Origin of the sequence: Sphingomonas sp. IC4-52, from assembly GCF_020707225.1 — a bacterium.
Classification (GTDB): Bacteria; Pseudomonadota; Alphaproteobacteria; order Sphingomonadales; family Sphingomonadaceae; genus Sphingomonas.
In genome coordinates this window covers 203,360-224,134 of the sequence record NZ_JAJFEU010000004.1, presented here as the reverse complement: position 1 = coordinate 224,134, position 20,775 = coordinate 203,360, and the positions used below count along the sequence as shown (strand labels likewise).

Here is a 20,775-nt window from a genome sequence, read left to right as displayed (position 1 = left end):
CTCAGAAACGGCCGGTGAGCTGGACGCCGTAGAAGCGCGGCTCCGCCGGAATGAAGGTCGGCGTTCGGAAGCTGCCACCGGTGTTTCCGGCGTCAAGTAAATAGCGTTCGTTCGTCGCGTTGCGCACAAAGCCCGCCAGTTCGAAGCGCTCGTCGGCAAAGCTGACGCCGGCGCGCGCGTTAACCAGCGTGACAGGCCCTTGTGACAAGGCGATGTTGTTAGGCACTTCAAAGAAGATGCGGCTGCGGTAGGTGACCGTGGGAGTCGCGAAGAAGCGCATGCCGCCACCCAATGGCGCGTTGATGGTGAAGCCGGCTGCCGCTTGCCATTGGGGCTGGAGGCGGAAACGCGCCCCGGAGAAGGTCGAGGCGAAGCGGTCGTTTTCGTCGATGCCGCCGTCGATATATCCAAGATTGCCGAACACGTTCAGCCACGACGCGGGACGCACATTGAGCTCGGCTTCCACGCCAAGATTGCTTGCCGTTCCGGCGCTCTGCGTGAGCGATGTTCCGTTCGGTTGCAGTACGCTCACCTGGAAGCCGTCATACTTCTGGTAATAGACGCCCAGCGAACCCGAGACCGGGCCAAGCGCCCCCTTGAGCCCGACCTCGTAATTCCAGACATTTTCTTCCGGAACGAGCTGAAGGTTGGGAACGCCGCGGCCACTGGCGAGGCGAGCGCCAAGCTGTACCACCGGAGAGCGGCGCCCCTTGGAGATCGTGCCGAAGACGTTCACGTCCGCGTTCAGGCGGTACAGAGCGTTAAAGCGCGGCAGCACTGCCGCATAGGATTGTTGGGCGGTGAAGGTCTGCCCACCGGTATCGATCTGGCCGGGGACAAGCGAGGTTGCGGCGGGGTTCAAGACAGGACGCGGAACGCGGGCAAAAAAGCCCGACTTTCGCTGTTCGATCAGCAGGCGAACGCCAGCAGTAAGTTCAAGCGAGGCGGCGGGGATCCAGGTCGCATCCGCGAACATGGAGTAGCTATCGTTCTCGCCCTGGTTCTCGAATTCCGAGGAATAAGGAATCTGGCTGGCCGCGCCGCGAGAAGCCAGCGCGGTGGCCTGCGCTGCGGTGACGACGCCAGCCGCGTTGATACAGCCGGGACCCGGGATCAGCGGTGCACCCTGAAGCACTGACGCGCATTGCAGGAAGGTGCCTTCCTCCGAGGAGAAGGGCACGTTCTGGTAATTGTCCTCGACAAAGACGTTCCAGCCAAACGACGCGCGCCACTGCGGATCGGCGTAAGAGAAGCGCCCCTCGTGGGTGGCCTGCCAGCCCTTGGCGATCTCAGCAAACTCGAGGAACCAGGCTGCTGAGCCATCGGCATCGAAGACCTCGCGGCTGTCGAACCGGCGGTAGCCATTCACCGTCGTGAAGGTGAAGCCGGGCGCGAATTCATAGCTGGCAGTGAGATTCAGGTCGTACACCTCTCGGTTGAGGCCCAGCTGGTCATCACCAAGCACCTGCGCCGACAGCGGCGAACCACCGAGATGTGCCTTGGCAAACGGGTTGCCGGGTCCAGCCTCTGTCGGCAGCACGCGCGAGATGAAGGGGGTCCCGCCGTTGCGCTGCTGATCATAGGTGCCGATCAGGTCGACGGTCAGTGCATCGCTGGGCGTGAAGCGAAGCGAGGCGCGCACGCCGAGCTGATCCTGCGAATACAGATCCTCATCCTGGCGTGGCGACAAATTCTCGACATAGCCGTCGCGTTTCTTCCACTCGAAGGCCAATCGGCCAGCCACCGTGTCGGAGCCCGCATTAATGAAGCCAGACAGCAACGTGGCGTCGTAATTGCCGTAGCCAGCCGTGAGCGCTCCGGAAAAACCCGCGCGGGGACGAGCGGACGTGAGGCTGATCGCACCAACCGCGGAAGCAGTGCCGAACAAAGTTGCCTGCGGCCCCTTGATCACCTCAACGCGCTCGAGATCGTAGATCGCCTGATACGAACCGCGCGAGCGGGAGATATCGACGCCGTTGTAATAAAGGGTGACGCGAGGGCCCTGCTGCGACGATCCGGAATCCGAGGTGATGCCGCGAATGACGATGCCCGGATTGTTAGCGCTCTGCTCCTGGATGTTGAGCCCGGGGATGTAGTTGGACAGTTCATCGAGATCGCTCACGCCGATTTCCGCCATGCGTTCTCCGGTCACCGCAGAGATGGTGATTGGCACATCGGTTACGCGCTGCTCGATCTTCTGCGCGGTGACGATGATGTCGCCCCCTTGGCTTTCCGAAGTGGCCGGGTCCTGAAGCGCGCTTTGCGCCGGTGCCGGCGCGCTCACGAACGCGGTGGTGGCGAGCAGAGCCGCGAACGAAATCCGATAGGTCATCTTGTCCCCCGAGTTGGTTCTGGGCGGTTGGACAAGGAATGTTAAACGGCGGCGGCGGCTTGGTTACGATTGCGCGACCCTCGTTCATTTTAGGGGAGCGGGCGGCCCGGGCCGACAGGAACTGGGGCGGTGCCGTGGCCCTGAACTAACGGTCGATCGGCTGCCTTGCGCTCCCCGCGCAACGCGGGTGAGATAAGTCGCGCTGACTTCTCGCACTCTGCACGCCCGCGTAGGTCGGGCTAGCGCTCCCGCAGTTCCTGCCAGCCAATGTCGCGATCAGTCACCCCTAACAAGCTCAGGTGCCGAGATCCGGCCGCTAACGGTTCTTCTTTTGGTCGATTTCTCTGCCGCACCGCCCGTGTGAATGAGCTACCATGAACGGGGTAGTTGGTCGGTGCGACTAGTCCGGTGCCGACCAACGGAGCGATCCTACTCGTCGACTTCGGAGTCGGCCGAGAGGGTCGGCCTCCCAAGCTCAAGCCGTATCGTGCGGAGGAGCCCAGACCATGTACGAAACCCAGACCTATGGCGAGATGGAGGCCGACCCCTTTGAGCTGAATGAAGCAGACGGGTACGGCTTTATGCAGGCCGAGAGCGAGAATGGCGGCGGCAATGGCGCGCTTGCTGAATATGAATCGCTCAGCGGCGGCAGCGGCGCCGATGGATATGATGGCTTTGATGGCTTTGATGGCTTCGACCAGGAAGCCTGGGAGGGCGAAAGCTTCGACCAGTTCGAGCCGTTTGACCAGTTCGATCAATTCGGGGACATGGAAGGAGACCCGTTCTTTGGGAAGATCTGGAGCGCGGCAAAGAAAGCCGCCAAGGTCGTGGCTCCGATCGCCAAGAAGTTTGCACCAGCCATTGGCAGCGTCATCGGCGGAGCGCTTGGCGGCCCCGCCGGTGCTGCGATCGGCGGCAAGCTGGGGGGCTTCGTCAAAAACATGGAGTCGGAGGACGAAGGGGAAACCGAGGACGAGCTGAACGCACCCGTGCGCGTGCCTGCCACGGACGACCAGCTCTCGGAGGCAATGGCGGCGGCCGCGGCCCGGTCAACGCCGCTTGATGCCAGCGCGCTCGGTTCCGCGCTAACCGTGACGATTGCGAGCCGGGCACCGCTTCCGGTGAAGGCGGTCATGCCGGTTCTGGCAAAGGCCGGCAGCGATGTCGCCCGGCGTCTCGCCACTAGTCGCGACCCGCGGGCAAAGGCTTTGATCCGGACCCTGCCGACCATTCAGAAAAAGACGGTCGCGACCCTGACTCGCAAGGTCCAGTCCGGCCGGCCAGTCACGCCGCGCACAGCAGTCCGGGTGATGGCGCGTCATGCCAGCCGCACGCTTTCCAATCCCCAGGTGATAGCGAAGGCACTCGCCGACAATGCGACCAAAAAGCGGGGTATCGACAAGAAAGCCGTGGCCGCTGCGGAGCGGTTCTTCTAAACTGGATCCACCCCGTAAAAGTGGGGAGACGAGCCGTGAGAGTCGAGGATGTCGACCGACTGGTGAGTGACGCAGGGCTCGCCTTGGTCAATGCCAGGCATTACGCGGCAACAGCGGCGAACATGACCCCGCGTCAATACGCCGCGCGGCGGCTTGGTGTCACTCGCGAGGTGCAGGGCAATTTCGTCGCCAAGCTGCAATGGCGGCTCGGCGCTCTGGCGCCCATCGCTCCACAACTGGATGGCGCTCGGCGGCAGGCGCTGGGACGGGCGTCGGCGATGCTGACCCACGCGCGTCAGTTGCTTGCGAGCCGGCCCGGCAGAACAGACACCCTGCCGGGCTTGGGGCTGCCGACGCCAAGGGGCAAGGGCAATACCGAGCTGCTGCCCCGAGCGCCGGGCGAACCTGACGAGGAGCTGCGGCCGGGTGCCCGCCAGCGCGGCGGCCTTCCGCCCTCGCGCGAACGCATCCGCGTGGACCGGCTTCGCACCACTCGCGCCCAAATGCGAGGCCAGGCGGCGAGGAGCAAGCGCGACCATCGCCACGCCATGCTGACCCGCTATCGTCGCATGGCGCTCCCTGCCTTTCGCAAGGGCGTGGAAGTGGCGCTGAGCCCGCGCCGCTACCCGCCGCAAATCGTCAACTTACTCATATCCAGCGCGTCCAGCGATTTCGTGCAGATTCTCGGCAAGCTGTTGAGCGACGCCGATGGTTCCTCTTCCCTGACCGATACGGTTCTGAACGCGGCAATCTCCTCGGCCCTCGCCGTCGCGGCCAATCGTGTCGGGATCATCGACCAGCAAGCGATCGAAGCAGCCGCCAAGCTGATCAGCCAATTCTTGTCCGCCGCCTCCATCCTGCGCGAGCAGGAGAGCGAAGCCCGCAATGTAGGGCGGCCGATCGGTCAATGGCCGAGCGGTCTGGATGTGGCATCATGACCAGCCCTGCCCTCCTTCCAAGCCATGCGCTCGTGGAACGCAGAAGCACGGCGGCAGCGCGCGTCGCTACGCGTCCGATTGCCACGCTCGCTCTGAGCACCCCGCCTGCCGCTCTGACCTATTTTGCTTGGCGAACGGCCGTCAATTCACGTCGGTACGTGAATGGCTTGCGTCCGTTCCGCGCGGGCGAGTTCGGCACCGGCCCATCGTCCCCCAGCGCCGCTCATCTTGATGCGGTGAACCGGATGATCGCCGCCGCCCGGCTGCGTCAGGAGCGCGAGGAACGAAAGCTGGCAATCCATGCGCGAAACGTGCTGACCAGAGGCGATACCGAGCGTGACGCGCTGCTGACCCTCAAGGAGCGCAGCGAAACGCTGGCGCGCGAGACAGAGCAGGTCTGGGAATTTTATCTCAACATGTTCGGCCAGCGCACCGGACCTTTTGCCAACTGGCTGGGTGCGCTCGATCGGGTAGCGCTCGATTGCTATCAGGCCGTCTACCTCGGTCTCGGCCGCGCGCGTTCCATCCCGTCGCCCTCACCGTTCTCCTATATGGAAACCGGCTTCGGCCCTGCCACCTTCCGCCGCGGGGTTCGGCTGGCGCGGCTCGGCCGGCAGCCCAATCCATTTCCACTGGTGAAGGTACCCTATCACCGCTTGCTCAACCCTTGGTCGCTGGGAGCCGTGCCGCATGAGGTGGCGCACAATCTTCAAAGCGATCTTGGTCTTTGGGAAGTGATGCCTGGCCGCATCGGGGCGCAGTTCAAGGCAAAGGCTCTGCCGGCCCGTAATGCCGCGGTGTGGCAGCGCTGGCATAAAGAAACCTATGCGGATCTCGCCGGCGTGCTGCTGATCGGGCCGGCGTACGTCGGCTCGCTGATGGACGTGGTCGGGCGTTCACGAGAGTCGAGCGCCGCCTGGAACGATGAGGCAGTTCATCCGACGCCGGTGATCCGCGTCCCGCTCGGGCTTCGGCTGCTCGAGCGGATTGGGTTCGGCGGGGACGCACGGGCGTTCCGCCGTGCCTGGGACGCCCTCTACCCGCCTGCCGTCTGGACATCGATCCCTGATTGGGTTCGCGCACGGCTGAACGAACAAATCGATGCCGTGCTCGATGCTATCTGTTTTCAGCCGTTTAACCAATATGGCGGCAAGGCGCTTGCGGATGTCATCCGGTTCGAGCCCAAACACGCCATGCTGGTGCGCGAAGCGGCGGAGCGGCTGCAGGTGGGAATGGACACCGGCGTCCTGCCGGAGCGGTTCTTGATCGCCGCGGTGCGCCAGGCGCTAGCTTGGGCAAAGACGCCGCCAGAGGTGCTGGCGCGCAACTTCTATGCAGCGTTGGGGAGAGGTTGAATGATCGACGCCCCCCTATCCGCACAGGAAACGGACGCACTGCCGCTTTCCGGTTTCCGCGAGGTTCTGGAAGCCGTGTTGCGGCAGATCCGACAGGCGCGCCTGCCGATCGGCAAGCTGCGGCAACGCGGCGACACCCGGTTGCTCGCCAATCTGATCGAAGGGCTGCGGTTGGCCGAGCGACGAGGAACGGAGGCGCTGGCGGCGCTGGCAGACGAGCGACCCGGCGCGGCAGTCAGCCACGCGGTGGAATTGTGCGACGTGCTCCGCGACGGCGTGCTGAGCCGCGACAATTCCGATGACCTGGACCGGGAGCTGCAAGGCGACGGCGCGGCCGGTCAGAGCGCCGCACTCTGGTCACTTACCGAGCGCCACTTCGAGGCGCTGCAGAAGAGCTGCGGCGAACTTGCTGAAACGATCGTGGCGGTGTCGCCCGGCCTGGATGTGAAGGAGGCAATTGTCATGAGCACGACGGACGATCCGGTCGGACGGCAGTTTAGCGACGTGAGCGAGATCGCCGCCGCGGTTGCGCTTCTGGGCGGTGGATCGATGGGGCCGGGGCGTACGTCAGGGCGCCGTTTCGACACGGTGTCAGATCAAATGGCGGCCACACTGGATTCTATCGGTCTTCCGCATGACGGCGTTCAGTTGCCGGCGAGCAGCAATCCGGATGCCGCCCGCGCACGATTAATCGACGCGCTGTCCCGCAATTTCAGTTCGCGGGACAGGGACGGCAACCGCGTATACCAGCGCACTGATCCACAGCCCTTCAGCCGCGACCCCTATGGCTCAAGCCAGCTGCTGCGCGGGCGCGGTCTGGTGAACGCCAACCTGCTCCGTGCCGAGGCGGATGCGCTGCTCGGCATCCTCGATCGCTTGCCCAGTATGGCGCGCTTTCAGCTTGCCTCACCATGGACCGAAGGCTCGGTGGAGCGAGAGGTCATCCGGCGTGAGCTGGACGCCCTTGTTGAGACCGCACGCGATCCGATGGGCGTGAACCCGCCGCGCGCCAAATTCCAGCTGCGCCGGCTGAACCAAGCGATCGGCGACTATCTAGACAATGCCGAGATTGTGGAAGTGGACGGCACCGCCCGCTCCCGCCTTTCCGACGCGCTCGCCAACGCCTCCGGCGTGGAGGAGCAGATCGACATAATGACGAGCTTCCGCGACGACGAATTGTGCGCACCGACCAGCGTGGTGCGCGATGAAGAGGTTCGTACCGAGCTCGCCAACCTGATCTCGCTCCAAGAGTCCATCTGCAAGCGCCTGACCGCCAGTCAAAGCGGTGCGCAGCTGGGCGTCGCCGCGGCGCGGCTGGAGGAATTGCTGACCGCAGCGCTCGCCTCGGCGGATCAGCTCGAAGCCTATCTGGAGCGATCGGGTACCGACATTCCTGAACAGGACGTCCAGCTCGAACCCAAGAGCGACACGGGAACGGTGCGCCTGTCGATCGGCCAGTTCATCCGCTGGGTTCGGTCAGTCGCGCTTGCCTATGCCGGCGCAGAGAACCGCGCCGCCACGCTGCGACGCAATCAGGCGCAATTGCTCGCCGGTGAGCTGGACAGCCTCTCCAAGGCCGCGGGGCGCTTCGCCGAAAGTCGCCGCCTGGGTCTGTCACGGCCGCTGCCACGCATCCAGCTGCTGGAGCTTGCTGGCTATCTCGCGTCGGCAAGCGAGCAGGCGAATGTCCTTGCCGGCAAGCAGGGCAGTGACAGCGACGATTGATACCATGCGTTGTTCTCGAACCGGAGCCGCACATCATGGCCAACAATCCGCAAACCCTCGGTGAGCTGAACGACCTCCTCGCGAAACTCCAGGCGCTACGGGCCACCATGGTTCGTGACGCGCGCGACGAGCTGGCCAAGACGCCTGCCCAGGCCGAGCTTATCAACCAATATATCAGCGATGCCGAAACGCTCCTGATGGACGCGCTGAAGGCAGTCCCTGGTGCTCCGGAGGACGATGGTGGCCTCGCCAGCCTGATCGGCCTGGGCGATCGTGTCGCCAGCCGGCTGGACGAGGTGCGTCCAGCGCCGCTCGTTCCCACGTATGACGACCAGATCAGCCGCGACCGGCTCACAGCGGTTGCGGACCTATACTACATATACCAGCATGAGCGGGCCGGCGTGTTCCGCGGCGTGCTGAAGCTTCAGCAGCTGTTCCAGTCTGGCGAAGTGCGTTTGTCGGACGGGCCAGGTGCGCTTTCGCTATACCAGTTCGATCGCAAGCGCGTGCTACGCTACACCCAGCGCGAGCGCCGATCCGTGTATCGGAAGGTGTTTGGATATACGGAATCGCTGCCTCCCAGCGGCGCAGAACCGAACACCGCCTTCCATGCGCTGCTGAGCACCTTCTGCCAGCATGTGTCACGCTTCTTCGAGGACAAGCGGGTGTCGGAGGTGCTTCGTCCCGATGGTGGGCGCGAGACGTTCGGCAGCATGGCGGTGGTGCGTCGGTCCGGGCTCGACCTTCGCCACAATCTCAAACAGGTATCCTACGGCCATGTCGCGGTGCTGCGCAGTGAAGTGATGACGCTGTTGCAGGAGGCGTTCGATATCCTTGGCTCGAATGATGTCATCAACCTCTTTGGCGCCGACAACGCGTGGGATGCTCTGGAGGAGATCATGAAACGGTATCTGAAGGAGATACCTGTGACCTCGCAACGTAGCCGGATGGCCGTGACCGGTCGGGAGATCCTGCGCTGGCTGGCAGAGGATTACCTCCTCAACACAGTGCGGATCGACTTTGAATCGCTGCTCGAAGCGATCGTCGATGCCTGCGACGACTGGCTGACCAGCGCGGAGTCGTTGGGGCTACGCAATCAGCCCGGGCCTGGCCGGGACAATGTGGTGACGTTCCGGCCGGCGGCACGGGTCTCGCGCGGGCTGTCGGCCTAGGATGACAACGGCAATCAGGGACGCGGAACATGCGAGCCGGAATGCAAGTAGCGGGGCAGGAGCCCGCTGATCTGTGGCCTTCCGCCGGGCAAGCGGCCTGGGATCACCGCGACGCAATGCCGGTTGCGCCCCGACACGATGCTCTGCTGACCTCGCTTGACGCTCTTTCCCCGCGCGAGCGGGAGATTGCGGAAATGGTGGCGCGCGGCCTTTCCAATAAGACAGTCGCGATCCACCTTGGGATTAGCCACTGGACCGTATCGACGCACTTGCGGCGCGTGTTCGCCAAGCTCGATATCAACGGACGTATTGAACTCTGCCGCTTGGTGCTGACCTGCGGGCAACAGGCTCACGGCTAAGCCGATCAAGAGGGTGGTTTGCGTTGTTGTCAGATGGCGCCGAAGCGAATGGAGCCAGACATAGAAGAATGACGAACCGCAAGGGGTCACCGGCCTGCTTTGTTAGGTGTGCGAGCTTTGGTTTGCAGCGTGACCGTGGGACCAAGCACCAGCGCTGCACAAGAAACGGGCGATGTAGAACCGGCGGAGGGTGCCAAAGGCCCAGTTCAGCTCCGTCCTCGGTGCAGCGTGCGTAGTGATGACAGCCGCGGACCCCCTCACCGACCACGCGAGGCTTCACTCAAGTCTCGAGATGGTCTTGCTATCGGCTATCCTCCTAAGCGGTCCGCCTCGCCCGTAAGTTGGGAGGCTGGCGAAATGCGCCGGCCGCTCCGAGCGGTCACGCCGTGACCATCAACTCCTCCATTCCGCGAAAGAACGGCAGCGTGCGCCAGGCGGGCACCGCATCGGCATCCACCATGCGCAATTCAGGAAAGCGCTGGAACAGCTTTAGCAACGCAATCTGACCTTCCAGTCGGGCCAGAGGTGCGCCGATGCAGATGTGGCTGCCGCCGCCAAAGGCAAGGTGGGGCGGGCGCTTGGCGTCGATGAGAAACCGGTCCGGTTCTTCGAAGACCTCGGGGTCGCGATTGGCCGCGCGTAAGACGGTCGAGACCACTTGGCGTGCGGCAACGGGACAACCGCCCACCACCACGTCCTCTCCCATGATCCGCTGCGTCATATCAACGGGGCCTTCGTAACGGAGCACTTCCTCGACCAGCGCCGGGGCGAGCGCGGGATCGGCGAGCAGTTTGTCGCGCTCGCGCGGGTTCAACATCAACAGCCGAGCGCCATTACCAATAAGATCGGTCGTCGTGAGATTGCCGCCAACAAGGAGGGCAATGAGGTTTACTGCCAGTTCGTCCTCATTGATGTCAGCGCCCTCGGCCTGACGCGCGACCATGTCGCTGATGAGGTCGTCGCACGGGTGATCCCGCCGCGCCGCGATCACCTCGTGGAAATAGGCGTGGAGCGCGGCACGACAATGTTCCAGCGTCGCCGTCTGCTCGGGTGAGCGGAACGGGTTTAGCCCGAGGATCACCCCCTCAGACCACGTGCGAAAGTCGGACAGCCGCTCATGATCGACACCCAGAATGACCGCAATCGCCTCAACCGGGATCGGCACGCAATACGCAGCCATGAGATCGAAGGGCTGACCCGGATCAATCGCGTTGAGCGCCGCGTCAACAACTGCCTCCACGCGCGGCCGGCAGGTCCTCACCCGCGCATGGAAGGCGCGTTGCAGCGGTCGCCTGATGCGTGTGTGATCGGGATCGTCGAGCTGAAGGATAGATACAACTTCGGTCCGCGGTATTTCTGTCGGCAGCTGCGCAGCCTGGCGACGCGCCAGATGGGCGCCTTCCTCTGCCTTCATGCCGTCACGCGACGTGCGTCGATCGATGAGGACACGACGCGCGTCGGCGTAGCGGGTGACGATGAAGGTACCTGCTTCATCGTCGCGAGCCACCGGGCAGTGATGACTTAACGGACGTAGCACTGCATGAGGATCGCGTCGGTACGCCGGGTTCATCGGCGTCAATGCGATTAGTGACGCGCGCAGGTCTTCGCCGCTCATGCCGCCCTCTCCTATTTCGTAGCAGCGTAACACGAATGCGCGGCAGGGAAAGCCGGTCGGCTTCCTCGCAAGCAACACGCGTGCCGCTTTGTGCCGCGGCGCCATCGCGGATCAAGCGAAGAGGAAGTGACGGTGACTAGGGTCGGGCCCCATTGGTCTAAGGGTCGCGATCTGATCCAGGCTCCGCGAGGAGGCCGGGATGAGCGACCTGTTTTTGGCTGACGGACGAGCAGATCGAGCGGTTGCGGCCGTTTTTCCCGAAGAGCCATGGCAAGCCTCGGGTGGATGACCGGCGAGTGCTGAGCGGCATCGTCTTCGTCAACCCTGCACCCCGGATCGGCGATCACGCAATGAGCCCATCAGGTTTGACAGGCGCCGGTACAGGCGCCCTAGCCCCATCGGAATCTTGTTCGGCCGCTCCAAAGACTGGCGGCGTGTTGCCACCCGCTACAATCGCTGTCCCACCGCCTTCTTCTCCGCCGTTGCTCTCGCTGCCACCTTCATCTTCTGGCTGTGATCAACGAGTTCTTACCCTAGCGATCGGCTTTCGGAAAACGGGCAGCGAGCCACATCCGCACTGGCTTGTCGTAATATATGTCGGCAGCAATGCCTACAGCCATCATAAGCGCCAAAAAGGTGATCTCGAAGGGCAAAAGAGCGGAAGAAGCGTGTCTCTCAAGCTTACCCGCAGCGATGCCCTCAAAGCGCAGGAACGCCGCATGGAGCGCATAGACCGGGTATGATGATAGGCCGAGAGCCGTGAAAACCCTCTGCACGTGAGGTGAGGCTGGTTCCCGCGTGGTAGCAAAGACCAGCAGCGGAAATACGATCATCACGGCGCCGAGATCGAAAAGCGGATGTCTTCCGGCAGGTATCATGAAGATAGCCAGCAATAAGACCGCGGATAATATCGGGTTCATGCGCACGTGCGGGAAGCGATCTGACATCCACACTCTATAAACCGCCACGCCTGCGAAAAACGAAAACACCACCCGCAGCGGCGCACTTCCAAATGTACGGAAGTTCGACCCACCTCCCAAATTCCCATAGAGCATTACTGCGCTCAAAAGGAGAAATGCACCTATCGTCACCAGCACAGCAAGCAGCATGTTGGAGAGCCGTTTGGCGACAAGCGCATACAGAGCGTTAACGGCGATCTCCCAGCACAGCGACCAAGCCGGAAAGTTGAAGGGAAACACGTGAAAGCCATCGGAAGATAGAGATCGAGGCGTTGGCAAGAAGAGGATCGCGAAGGCCATGCTGGCAGAGAATGCGAAAGAGTCGATCTGCTTGCCTTGCACCATACTAATTAGCGCAACCGTTGCCCCCGTGGCAAATGTTCCTGCAATATATAGTGGATAGAGGCGTACTATTCTCATCCTCATGAATGTTCGAAAAGAAAGCCCTTGATCGAAGCGGACCTGATAAGCGTGCGCTATCACGAACCCACTCAATACGAAGAACAGGTCTACAGCCAGATAGCTGCTGGGCATCCATTCGGCGATCTGGCCATTCAGGTGAAGCCCAACAACCGACAGCGCCGCTAAACCTCGAAGCATGTCCAAGGAGTGGAAGAGCCGGTGTACCTTCTCGCGCTCAATGGCTCCAGTCGTCACTCAGCCCCCCACTACTCCGACGAAATATTAGCTTACGTGGAACTCAGCGCCGGAGATATAGCGGAAATCACGGATCCCGCTGCTTCGAAGCGCGGGCTATCAAGTCCTAAATCTTCAACTTGACCTCAACTTCTCCGCGGCGATCTCCGATCTATTTGTACCGCCACAGCCGGACTCTGCCGGCGACTTCGCGCATATTTTTGAGAGGCGTAAAGACTGCAAGCGAGATCGATTTACCGGGAGGAGGTCCGCTAAAGCAGTTCGCCCAAGCTAACTGCCGTTTGCTACCCGCTGGTCGGCGAACCGCCCCGCAAGAGATATCTATTGGATCCGCCCAGTCGAAACGGACCGGTTGCCGGCGCGCCCGGACACCGATCGTTCCGCCAGGCAGGTGGACAGGTTCAGCCGCCTTCGCCCTGGTCGATCCACAATGGTCCGGGTGGTTCAGCCCGCCCGTATCGATTTGCAGAAGCCGACGGCGCCCGTCTAAGTTGACCGGAAGTTCCTTTCAGCGTTGCCATCGGGCTCACCGGCGGAAGCCGAGCATCGCAAGGCAAGAGAGAATACCCCCGAATTGCCAATATTCGGCCTGCTTTGCCGCGTCTATCATCAAATCTGATTATCGACTTGGGACGCGATCAAAGGATGCCATCCGGACTTGGGGAATATGTTGCAGGACAGCTCTTCTCCCTCCTCCGGCGAAGACTGACGCTATCCGCCAAAACAGCGGCTGCGTTCTTGCTTCCTCCCCGTGAGTGCCCATACGAAGACCCAAGTTGCGATAAACCTGATCGATGCGAACGGTGCTACGATGATCGTTTATGGTAGCGCCAAGACTGAGGAAACCGCGGTCCATCAGCCGAGATCTGCAAAATGCACAGTGACGGATAGGTCATCGGCAGCTCTTCGGCAGCGCGAGGCGTGGCCCGATTTCGCGCGCGCGTGCGCAATCATCCTCGTAGTACTTTTCCATTCCCGACATTCCACGTGGCTTATAGGGTTCCAAAATGACGCGCTGGCGGATCGCCTCTGGCCGTTTATTAGCGACATCATAACGCCACTGCGAATGCCTTTGTTCTTTCTGATATCAGGCATGCTTGCCACAAACGCAGTCACGAAGCCATGGCACGAAGTCTCATACAAGAGAGTATGGAATAATCTTTATATATACGTAGTCTGGGGCACAATATACATGGCGATGATTCCGTCATGGCCAAGGCTAGCTGAAAGCAGCCTACCCTTGTATCAGCAAGCAGCCTTGCTTATGCTGGGAGATTCTCCAGCCTGGTATCTTTGGGCACTTGCCGTGTTTTTTGTAGTCGCGAGGTTTGCATCTCGCGTACCAAGCGCTCTAGTTCTCTTTGTAACGTATGTGGCCGCGTCTTTTGCCCCAGAATTAAGAGATGCGATACACCCCCCTCCGCGGCTCATGCTCCAGTGCATGTTCTTCTTCTTCGCCGGCCTGCGTTTTAGCCGCTTACCTTTCGTCTTAGCTGCCCGCGCGAGCATTCCCGCATTCGCCGCGGTCACACCTATCATGCTGGTGGCCGTCTGGGCGTATCATGAAAAGGTCTTCGGCATATTTCCTGTCGCAGGCATCGTGTGCGTGATCTGGGGAATCATCGCCGCGAGCCTAGCGACCCGACACATTGAAGCATTCGCCGCCTTTGGCAGATGGATGGGATCCAGGACGCTGCAAGTATATGTTGTACACTTCTTGGTGCTCACGGCGCTTCTAAACCTTGCGGCACTGTATCTCCCGGCTTCCGTTAAAGTCAGCCCGCTGGTGTCGCTCTCCGCACCGCTACTTCTCACAGGTACAACCGTTATATGCAGCTTATCTGTGGCCTACTGCCTGCCCAAACTGAAGCTGGGGTGGTTACTAAAGCTTCCGAACTGAGCGGCGGTTACGCTCTTTCAGATCGGAGGCATGATGGCGCAGCCAAATTCGCCCGATTAGCCTTCCCGGCGGCCTGGTCCGTGAGGCGCCGTCGAGCGGCGTTTGCTCCAAGCGGTCAAAAGCGCCAGTACAGGTCTTGTCTGCCGACCAAGCGCTACCACCGTTCTTGTGATCTGATCGTGACCCTAAAAGATCCTTGAGGTACCTTGAGGCTCCGTGAAATTCGCGTGCCCACACTAACCGCCAAGATCCGTCCCTCTCGATAACCGCGGCAAAGGACACCTTCCCTGGCGATCTACCAGAGGGCGCCCTTTTTCGCAGACGCCCAGTGGCAGTATCTCGCGATGCGTCCAATTCTCACTCGGACATGGTCGAACGAACGGAGGCCTTACGAACTACTCGCGGAGAAGCACTTCCCGCAGTCTAAGCTCACGTTCGACCGCCTCTCGGATAAAGGCCGAGCGATCCTGGCAGCCCCGCACCCGGTCGATGCGCGCGAGCGCCGACTCCGGCCAGCATATTTGCGCTACGACGGTCTTATCACCGGTGCTGCCAAGCGGCCTTCTTCCCCTTGGGGGATGGCTGTAGCGGCGACGACTTTCAGCATCGATTCGTATATCCTCGACCACTGACGCCGCGGGGCACCCTTAATAGACACGGGGACGACAATCGTGCCTCCACGTCGGCCACATAGAGCCGCCAAGTCGTTGAGGCCTCGTTGGCTGTAGCAGGCGCAAGAGCCACCCGCCCGATCGTCGTCTGTTCCGCCATCCTCAATTCCGAGGATATTCGTCCCCAGAAGTCTTCATTCATTTAAGCTGGTAAGGCGCAAGTTTGCCGATGGCCACAGTAGTTCCCGCGCATGGGACAGCATGAGTCTCCATGGACCTCGACGCGCGCCGCCATCGCTTTTGTGATAACCTCCGCTCGCTGTCAGTGAGCCGAGTTCCGATCACCAGCATCCCCCGCCGGTGCTCGCCGACTCGCCCTTGGCCGCCCGTACTCGCTTGAACCGCTCACAAGGAGACGTGACATGCCGATGCACACAACGGGTGACGGAACACAAATCTACTATCGCGATTGGGGCAAGGGCCAGCCGGTCCTGTTTAGCCATGGCTGGCCGCTTACGGGCGATGCGTGGGACGTGCAGATGATGTTTCTACGCGGTCACGGCTTTCGTACCATCGCGCATGATCGGCGCGGGAATGGTCGCTCCGACCAGCCCGACTTCGGCAATGACGTCGACACATGGGCAGACGATCTCGCCAGCCTGATCGAGCATCTTAATCTCACCGAGGTCGTGCTGGTGGGTCATTCAACTGGTGGCGGCGAAGTCGCGCGCTATATCGGCCGCCACGGGACGGATCGCGTCGCGAAGGTTGTGCTGCTGGATTCGATTGTGCCCAGAATGCTCCAAGCCGCTGACAATCCGGCAGGCGTTCCTATGGAGGCCATCGAGCAGATCCGTGCTGGCACGCTCGCCAACCGCTCTCAATTCTTCAAGGATGTCGCGGTCCCCTTTTTCGGCGCCAACCGGGATGGTTCGAGAGTGTCGCAGGGCATGCGCGACCTGTTCTGGTTCTTGGGCTTGCAGGGAGGATTGCTCGCACAATACGAGACATCCTATAGCTGGCAGCTCGACTATACCGAGGACGCTCGGCAAATCGATGTGCCCACGCTCGTGATCCACGGCGACGATGATCAGATCGTACCCGTCGAGGCAGGCGGGCGGCGCGCCGCCGAAATAATTCCGAATGCTCGCCTGCTCGTCTACCCGGGCGGCAATCACGGGATCGCGATTACCGATCCCGACCGGGTCAATGCCGATTTGCTCGCCTTTCTGAACGAAACAACCGCGGCGCCGTGAGCAGACTGCGCTGCATAGACCAGCTTCGCCTAGAATTCGCGCGGGTACGGCGAGGCGACCGTTCTTTCGCGTTCCTCGCCGCACAAATTCAAAGGACCATAATCAGTCACGAAGGGGGCAGCTACGCACTTCCCGCAAACGGCCATTGGTATTGGAGGCGGTCGACAACAGACGTTGGGCCGATTGACGTTCGGCAGGTTTCGGAAGCGCGATGGCGCAAGCGGATGTTTGTTCAGCATGCTTGCGAGGTCAGGATGACCCAATCACAGACGGTCAGGAGCGCTCAGCCATCTGTCGATGCGGACGTTGGTTCACCCGGTCGTGACCTCGCGCGCCAAGCCGCGGACGAGATGGTCGTTCTTAGCACAACGAGGTATGACTCGTGCGCACGACCCCTCCCGGGAGATCACTGGTGACCGATCGCATTCTCGTCTTTTACGGCTCTTACCGGTCGGACCGGCGGGGAATCCGGCTGGCCGACTTTCTCGTGCGCTCCTTTCGAGAGCGTGGCGCCGACGCCGAACTGATTGACGCGAAGCAGGTCGGGCTGCCGATGTTGGATCGCATGTACAAGGAGTATCCACCTGGCGAAGCGCCAGCGACAATGGAACAGCTCGCGGGCAAGATCCGTGCGGCTGACGCGTTCGTTTTTGTCACCGGCGAATACAACTGGGGGCAGCAGCCGGGGCTCAAGAACCTGACCGATCACTTCCTCGAGGAGTGGTACTGGCGTCCCACTGCAATCGCCAGCTACTCGGCAGGCCGCCTCGCCGGCGCTCATGCCAGTGTTGCTTGGCACGGCACCCTTTCCGAGATGGGAATGGTTGTGGTCTCGAGCACGCTGACGGTCGGCAGCATCGGACAGTCGCTCGACGAGGCGGGGGAGCCGATCGGCGAAGGAGGCTCGGCACTCGCGAGAACCTTCCCTCGCTTCGCCGACGATCTCGCCTGGTGGACCGGGGCGGCGCGCGAACAGAAGAAGCGCGTCGCCCCGCCATACTGACGACTAGAACGCACTCGCGGACGTTCGCCGCCGCTTAGATCGTGCCCACAACCAGCGATCCGTTCATGCGAACAAGTGGCTGGTTTCGGCATCGACATCTGGCTTCAGGACTGGCGTGAACTGGGAGGGAAGGCGGACGTCGCCGATCACTGCTTCTGATGCGATGATGTTACCATCAGCGAGCTATAGAATGGCCAGCATGTTGATCGCTTCGACGGCTTTGGGACTGGGGCTAATGGCCCAACCGGTTCCCGCAGTTCCAGGTGGATGCACCGCTTTGGCCAGCGAAAACGTCGGCAAACCCGGCCGTTGCTTGTCAACCGAGCGGACGATCGAAGCTCCTCCGCCCGTGCTCTACTGGCACATCGTGCGAATGAGGTTAGAAGCGGAGGCGAAGAGCGAAGCGACCGGTTATCAGTGGGCGACCGCCGGAATGCTCATGGCACTGGTGGCTTTACATCTTGTCCGCCACAGGCTCGGAGCCCAAGCTCCCTACTCACCACGTAGCTGGTCCGTTCCTGCCTACGCTAGGTAAGCCATTGGTTGCCAAGTTCATGGAATCACTCTTCCCGCCAGGCATGCGAACGCGAGTGCATTCGCATTCAGGACCGGAAGCCTTCTACGTCATCGATGGCGAGCAGTGTACCGAAACGCCGTTTGAGCGGCGGACGATCAAGTCAGGCGAGAGCTATATTGTTACCAGCGGCTTGCACCTTCAGGCGGCACCACTGGGACGAAGAAGCATCGTCTTGATCCTGGCGGACGCGGGAGAGCCGTGGATGCACCTTTCAGATGAATGGGGCGGAACTGACGATTGCGGGAGCTGACGTCCGCAACTGCGCGTTTGCTGCCATTCCGCTTTCGGGTGCCGCCAACGCGAGCGTAAATGGCAGAGATTGGGAGGAAAGCGGCCGGTCCACTGCTGGTAGGGGTAGATGGCGTTAGCGGACGTTGCCGCGTCAGGCCGACAGTTCCTTTCGGATAATCTCTGCGCCGCCACCCAAGGCCTTCAGCTTGCCTCGTGCGATATTGCGAGACAGCGGTGCCATCCCGCAGTTGGTGGCGGGATAGAGCTTGTCGGCATCGACGAACCGCAGGGCATTGCGCAGCGTGTCGGCGACCTGCTCCGGCGTCTCAACCATGTCGGTCGCAACGTCGATCGCGCCAACCATCACCTTCTTGCCGCGGATCAGTTCGATTAGGTCCATCGGCACGCGCGAGTTATGGCATTCCAGCGAAATAATATCGATCTTCGACTTCTGAAGGTTGGGGAAGGTTTCCTCATACTGACGCCATTCGGAACCAAGCGTCTTCTTCCAGTCGGTGTTGGCTTTGATGCCATAACCGTAGCAGATGTGGACAGCGGTCTCGGCCTTCAGCCCATCGGCCGCGCGCTCCAGCGTGGCGATGCCCCAGTCGTTGGCTTCGTCGAAGAAAACGTTGAAGGCGGGTTCGTCGAACTGGATGATATCGACCCCGGCCGCTTCCAACTCGCTCGCCTCCTCGTTGAGGATGCGGGCGAACTCCCACGCCAGCTTCTCACGGCTCCGGTAGTGGGCGTCGCAAAGAGTATCGATCATCGTCATCGGCCCCGGCAGTGTCCACTTGATCGGCTGATCGGTCTGGGCGCGCAGGAAGCGAGCGTCATCGACGAACACCGACCTCGGTCGCGAGACGGCGCCGATGACCGTCGGCACGCTCGCGTCATAGCGGTTGCGGATGCGCACCGTCTCGCGCTTCTCGAAATCGACGCCATCGAGATGCTCGATGAACGTCGTGACAAAGTGCTGGCGCGTCTGCTCGCCGTCTCCGAGGATGTCGATGCCCGCCTGCCGCTGATCGTCAACCGCCAGGCGCAGCGCGTCTTGCTTGCCCGCGATCAGTTCCTCGCCCTCCAGCTTCCAGGGCGACCACAGGGTCTCGGGCTGGGCCAGCCACGATGGCTTGGGCAGGCTGCCCGCGGTCGTCGTCGGCAACAATGTCGTCATGATGCAAATACCTTCTTGTCGTGGGGATCAGAGGCCGCAGGTCGCGGACCAGCGCTGGAGCGCGGCCCGATGCGGCTTGATGAAATGCTCTTCGGCGAATTTGCCCTGCTCGACGGCGAGGCGGCTGCGCTCCTCGCGATCGTAGACGATGCGGGTCAGCGAATAGTCCTGATACTTCAGGCTCGGCTGGTAATGCTCAGCCGCGACCGAGTTCGCGTTGTAGATTTCCGGACGATAGATCTTCTGGAAAGTCTCCATCGTCGCGATCGTGCTGGCAAGTTCAAGGTTGGTGTAGTCGCTGACCAGATCGCCAACATGATAGAACGCGAACGGCGCGACGCTGTGCGGCGGCATAAAATAGCGCACCTTCATGCCCATCTTCGCGAAATACTGATCGGTCGGCGAGAATTTGTCGTTGCGATACTCGAAGCCGAGGATCGGATGCACGTTGGCGGTCCGATGATAGACCTCCTTGCTGGACACGCTCAGGCAGACGACCGGGGGTTTGCGGAAGTTGTCGCGGTACGCGCTCGATCTGAGGAAGTGCTTGAACAGGTTGCCGTGCAGATCACCGAAGCCCTCCGGCGCTTCGCCGCCCCCGACGTTCAGGTGATCGGGCAGGACAACGCTGAAGTCGTAATCACGTACATAGGACGAGAAGTTGTTTCCGATCATCCCGTCGGACCGCTCGCCGCTGACCTGGTCGGTTACGATGGTGTGCAGGATCTCGATCAGCGGAAACGCCTCGTCGTCCCCACCGCCGCCGAGCGTGAGCGCGGCCGAGACGATCTTCAGCTCCAGCGTATAGCGGTCGCCCCTAGGATTGTCCCAGTGCATCAGCGCGTTGAAGCGGTGGTCGATCATCACCAGCGTGTTGCGCAAATTTTCCTGGCGGCTTTCCCCGCGCGCGAGATTGGCGAAGTTGGTGGTGATGCGCGTGTTGTCCGCCGGACGATAATCCTCGTCGAACGGGATGCTGCTGATCGAGAATGTGAACCCGCTATTCGTCATGACTCACCCAGGCTTTGCGGGCGGGAGGTCAGGCGAAAGCGCGCAAGGCGTGAACGGGCCCGGATGGCGGCAAGCCACGGACCGCCGCATCAAGCGCGATCCACCGGAGGAACCCCCGTCCGAGGAACGTTATCGCGTCGAAGGCAGGTCTCCTGGCTCACGGGTCAACGCGGTGGCTCCGGCCTTCCCAGGCTCCTTGCGGGAACCCAGTGACACGAAATGGAGCCGCCGCTCGCCGCTTACAGTTGCGGGGGCAGCGCCGGATTCTGCCCGAAGGACATCACCGGCTTCCCGTCTTAGCCCCGTCGCCATGCCTGGGATGGGGAACCTCGACGTGATCGGTCAACACCATCAGCCTGCTGCTGTCAACCACGATATAAAGACATCGTTATATCGTTATAACCGCTTCCAGCACTCACTCTGTGGATTAAGGTGCAGGGCCGCTCGCTATCAGCGGG

At 61.7% G+C, this 20,775-nt stretch carries 14 protein-coding genes, 2 pseudogenes and 1 riboswitch; of the genes and pseudogenes, 11 read left to right on the top strand and 5 right to left on the bottom strand.

The window, feature by feature from the left end:
- Position 1 precedes the first annotated feature (1 nt).
- Positions 2–2,332: a TonB-dependent receptor gene (locus LK535_RS11925; protein WP_227772127.1), complete on the bottom strand. Its 2,331-nt coding sequence runs from the start codon at positions 2,330–2,332 to the stop codon at positions 2–4.
- A 506-nt stretch (positions 2,333–2,838) separates the two neighbouring features.
- Here LK535_RS11925 and LK535_RS11920 point away from each other — a divergent pair.
- The 6 genes from LK535_RS11920 (at position 2,839) to LK535_RS11895 (ending at position 9,317) form a co-directional block, all read left to right on the top strand.
- On the top strand, positions 2,839–3,768 hold the full coding sequence (locus LK535_RS11920) for a hypothetical protein (protein WP_227772126.1): 930 nt from the start codon (positions 2,839–2,841) through the stop codon (positions 3,766–3,768).
- A gap of 35 nt (positions 3,769–3,803) precedes the next feature.
- Positions 3,804–4,706 (top strand): hypothetical protein, encoded by a 903-nt coding sequence (locus LK535_RS11915; protein WP_227772125.1) that lies wholly within the window; start codon positions 3,804–3,806, stop codon positions 4,704–4,706.
- Entirely contained in the window at positions 4,703–6,061 is a 1,359-nt protein-coding gene (locus LK535_RS11910; RefSeq protein WP_227772124.1) for a hypothetical protein, read from the top strand. Before LK535_RS11915 ends, LK535_RS11910 begins: the two co-directional genes overlap by 4 nt.
- The gene (locus LK535_RS11905; protein ID WP_227772123.1) at positions 6,062–7,786 is read left to right on the top strand and encodes a hypothetical protein; all 1,725 of its coding nucleotides are present in this window, start codon (positions 6,062–6,064) and stop codon (positions 7,784–7,786) included. It abuts the gene before it with no gap.
- A 35-nt stretch (positions 7,787–7,821) separates the two neighbouring features.
- Positions 7,822–8,958: a hypothetical protein gene (locus LK535_RS11900; protein ID WP_227772122.1), complete on the top strand. Its 1,137-nt coding sequence runs from the start codon at positions 7,822–7,824 to the stop codon at positions 8,956–8,958.
- 116 nt (positions 8,959–9,074) lie between these two features.
- Entirely contained in the window at positions 9,075–9,317 is a 243-nt protein-coding gene (locus tag LK535_RS11895) for a helix-turn-helix domain-containing protein (protein ID WP_227772121.1), read from the top strand.
- A 379-nt stretch (positions 9,318–9,696) separates the two neighbouring features.
- Here LK535_RS11895 and LK535_RS11890 read toward each other — a convergent pair whose 3' ends face one another.
- Positions 9,697–10,932: a cytochrome P450 gene (locus tag LK535_RS11890; RefSeq protein WP_227772120.1), complete on the bottom strand. Its 1,236-nt coding sequence runs from the start codon at positions 10,930–10,932 to the stop codon at positions 9,697–9,699.
- 218 nt (positions 10,933–11,150) lie between these two features.
- Here LK535_RS11890 and LK535_RS17000 point away from each other — a divergent pair.
- Both LK535_RS17000 and LK535_RS11885 read left to right on the top strand, forming a co-directional pair.
- Positions 11,151–11,252 (top strand): annotated as a pseudogene (locus LK535_RS17000) (IS5/IS1182 family transposase); the annotation flags it as partial.
- A gap of 2 nt (positions 11,253–11,254) precedes the next feature.
- Positions 11,255–11,449 (top strand): annotated as a pseudogene (locus LK535_RS11885) (IS5/IS1182 family transposase); the annotation flags it as partial.
- A 16-nt stretch (positions 11,450–11,465) separates the two neighbouring features.
- On the opposite strand, the gene LK535_RS11880 reads toward LK535_RS11885, so the two are convergent.
- Positions 11,466–12,548 carry an acyltransferase family protein gene (locus LK535_RS11880; RefSeq protein ID WP_227772119.1) on the bottom strand — a complete coding sequence of 361 codons (1,083 nt, stop codon included), beginning with the start codon at positions 12,546–12,548 and terminating at the stop codon, positions 11,466–11,468.
- 811 nt (positions 12,549–13,359) lie between these two features.
- On the opposite strand from LK535_RS11880, the gene LK535_RS11875 reads away from it, so the two are divergent.
- The 3 genes from LK535_RS11875 to LK535_RS11865 all read left to right on the top strand — a co-directional run bounded on the left by LK535_RS11875 (position 13,360) and on the right by LK535_RS11865 (position 17,318).
- On the top strand, positions 13,360–14,448 hold the full coding sequence (locus LK535_RS11875) for an acyltransferase family protein (protein WP_227772118.1): 1,089 nt from the start codon (positions 13,360–13,362) through the stop codon (positions 14,446–14,448).
- A 1,033-nt stretch (positions 14,449–15,481) separates the two neighbouring features.
- Positions 15,482–16,315: an alpha/beta fold hydrolase gene (locus LK535_RS11870; protein WP_227772117.1), complete on the top strand. Its 834-nt coding sequence runs from the start codon at positions 15,482–15,484 to the stop codon at positions 16,313–16,315.
- 412 nt (positions 16,316–16,727) lie between these two features.
- On the top strand, positions 16,728–17,318 hold the full coding sequence (locus tag LK535_RS11865) for an NADPH-dependent FMN reductase (RefSeq protein ID WP_227772116.1): 591 nt from the start codon (positions 16,728–16,730) through the stop codon (positions 17,316–17,318).
- 959 nt (positions 17,319–18,277) lie between these two features.
- Here LK535_RS11865 and LK535_RS11860 read toward each other — a convergent pair.
- Together LK535_RS11860 and LK535_RS11855 are read right to left on the bottom strand one after the other, a co-directional pair.
- Positions 18,278–19,306 (bottom strand): methionine synthase, encoded by a 1,029-nt coding sequence (locus LK535_RS11860; protein ID WP_227772115.1) that lies wholly within the window; start codon positions 19,304–19,306, stop codon positions 18,278–18,280.
- A gap of 27 nt (positions 19,307–19,333) precedes the next feature.
- Positions 19,334–20,317: a DUF1852 domain-containing protein gene (locus LK535_RS11855; RefSeq protein WP_227772114.1), complete on the bottom strand. Its 984-nt coding sequence runs from the start codon at positions 20,315–20,317 to the stop codon at positions 19,334–19,336.
- Between the two features lie 124 nt (positions 20,318–20,441).
- Positions 20,442–20,664: riboswitch (cobalamin riboswitch) on the bottom strand.
- Between the last annotated feature and the right edge of the window lie 111 nt (positions 20,665–20,775).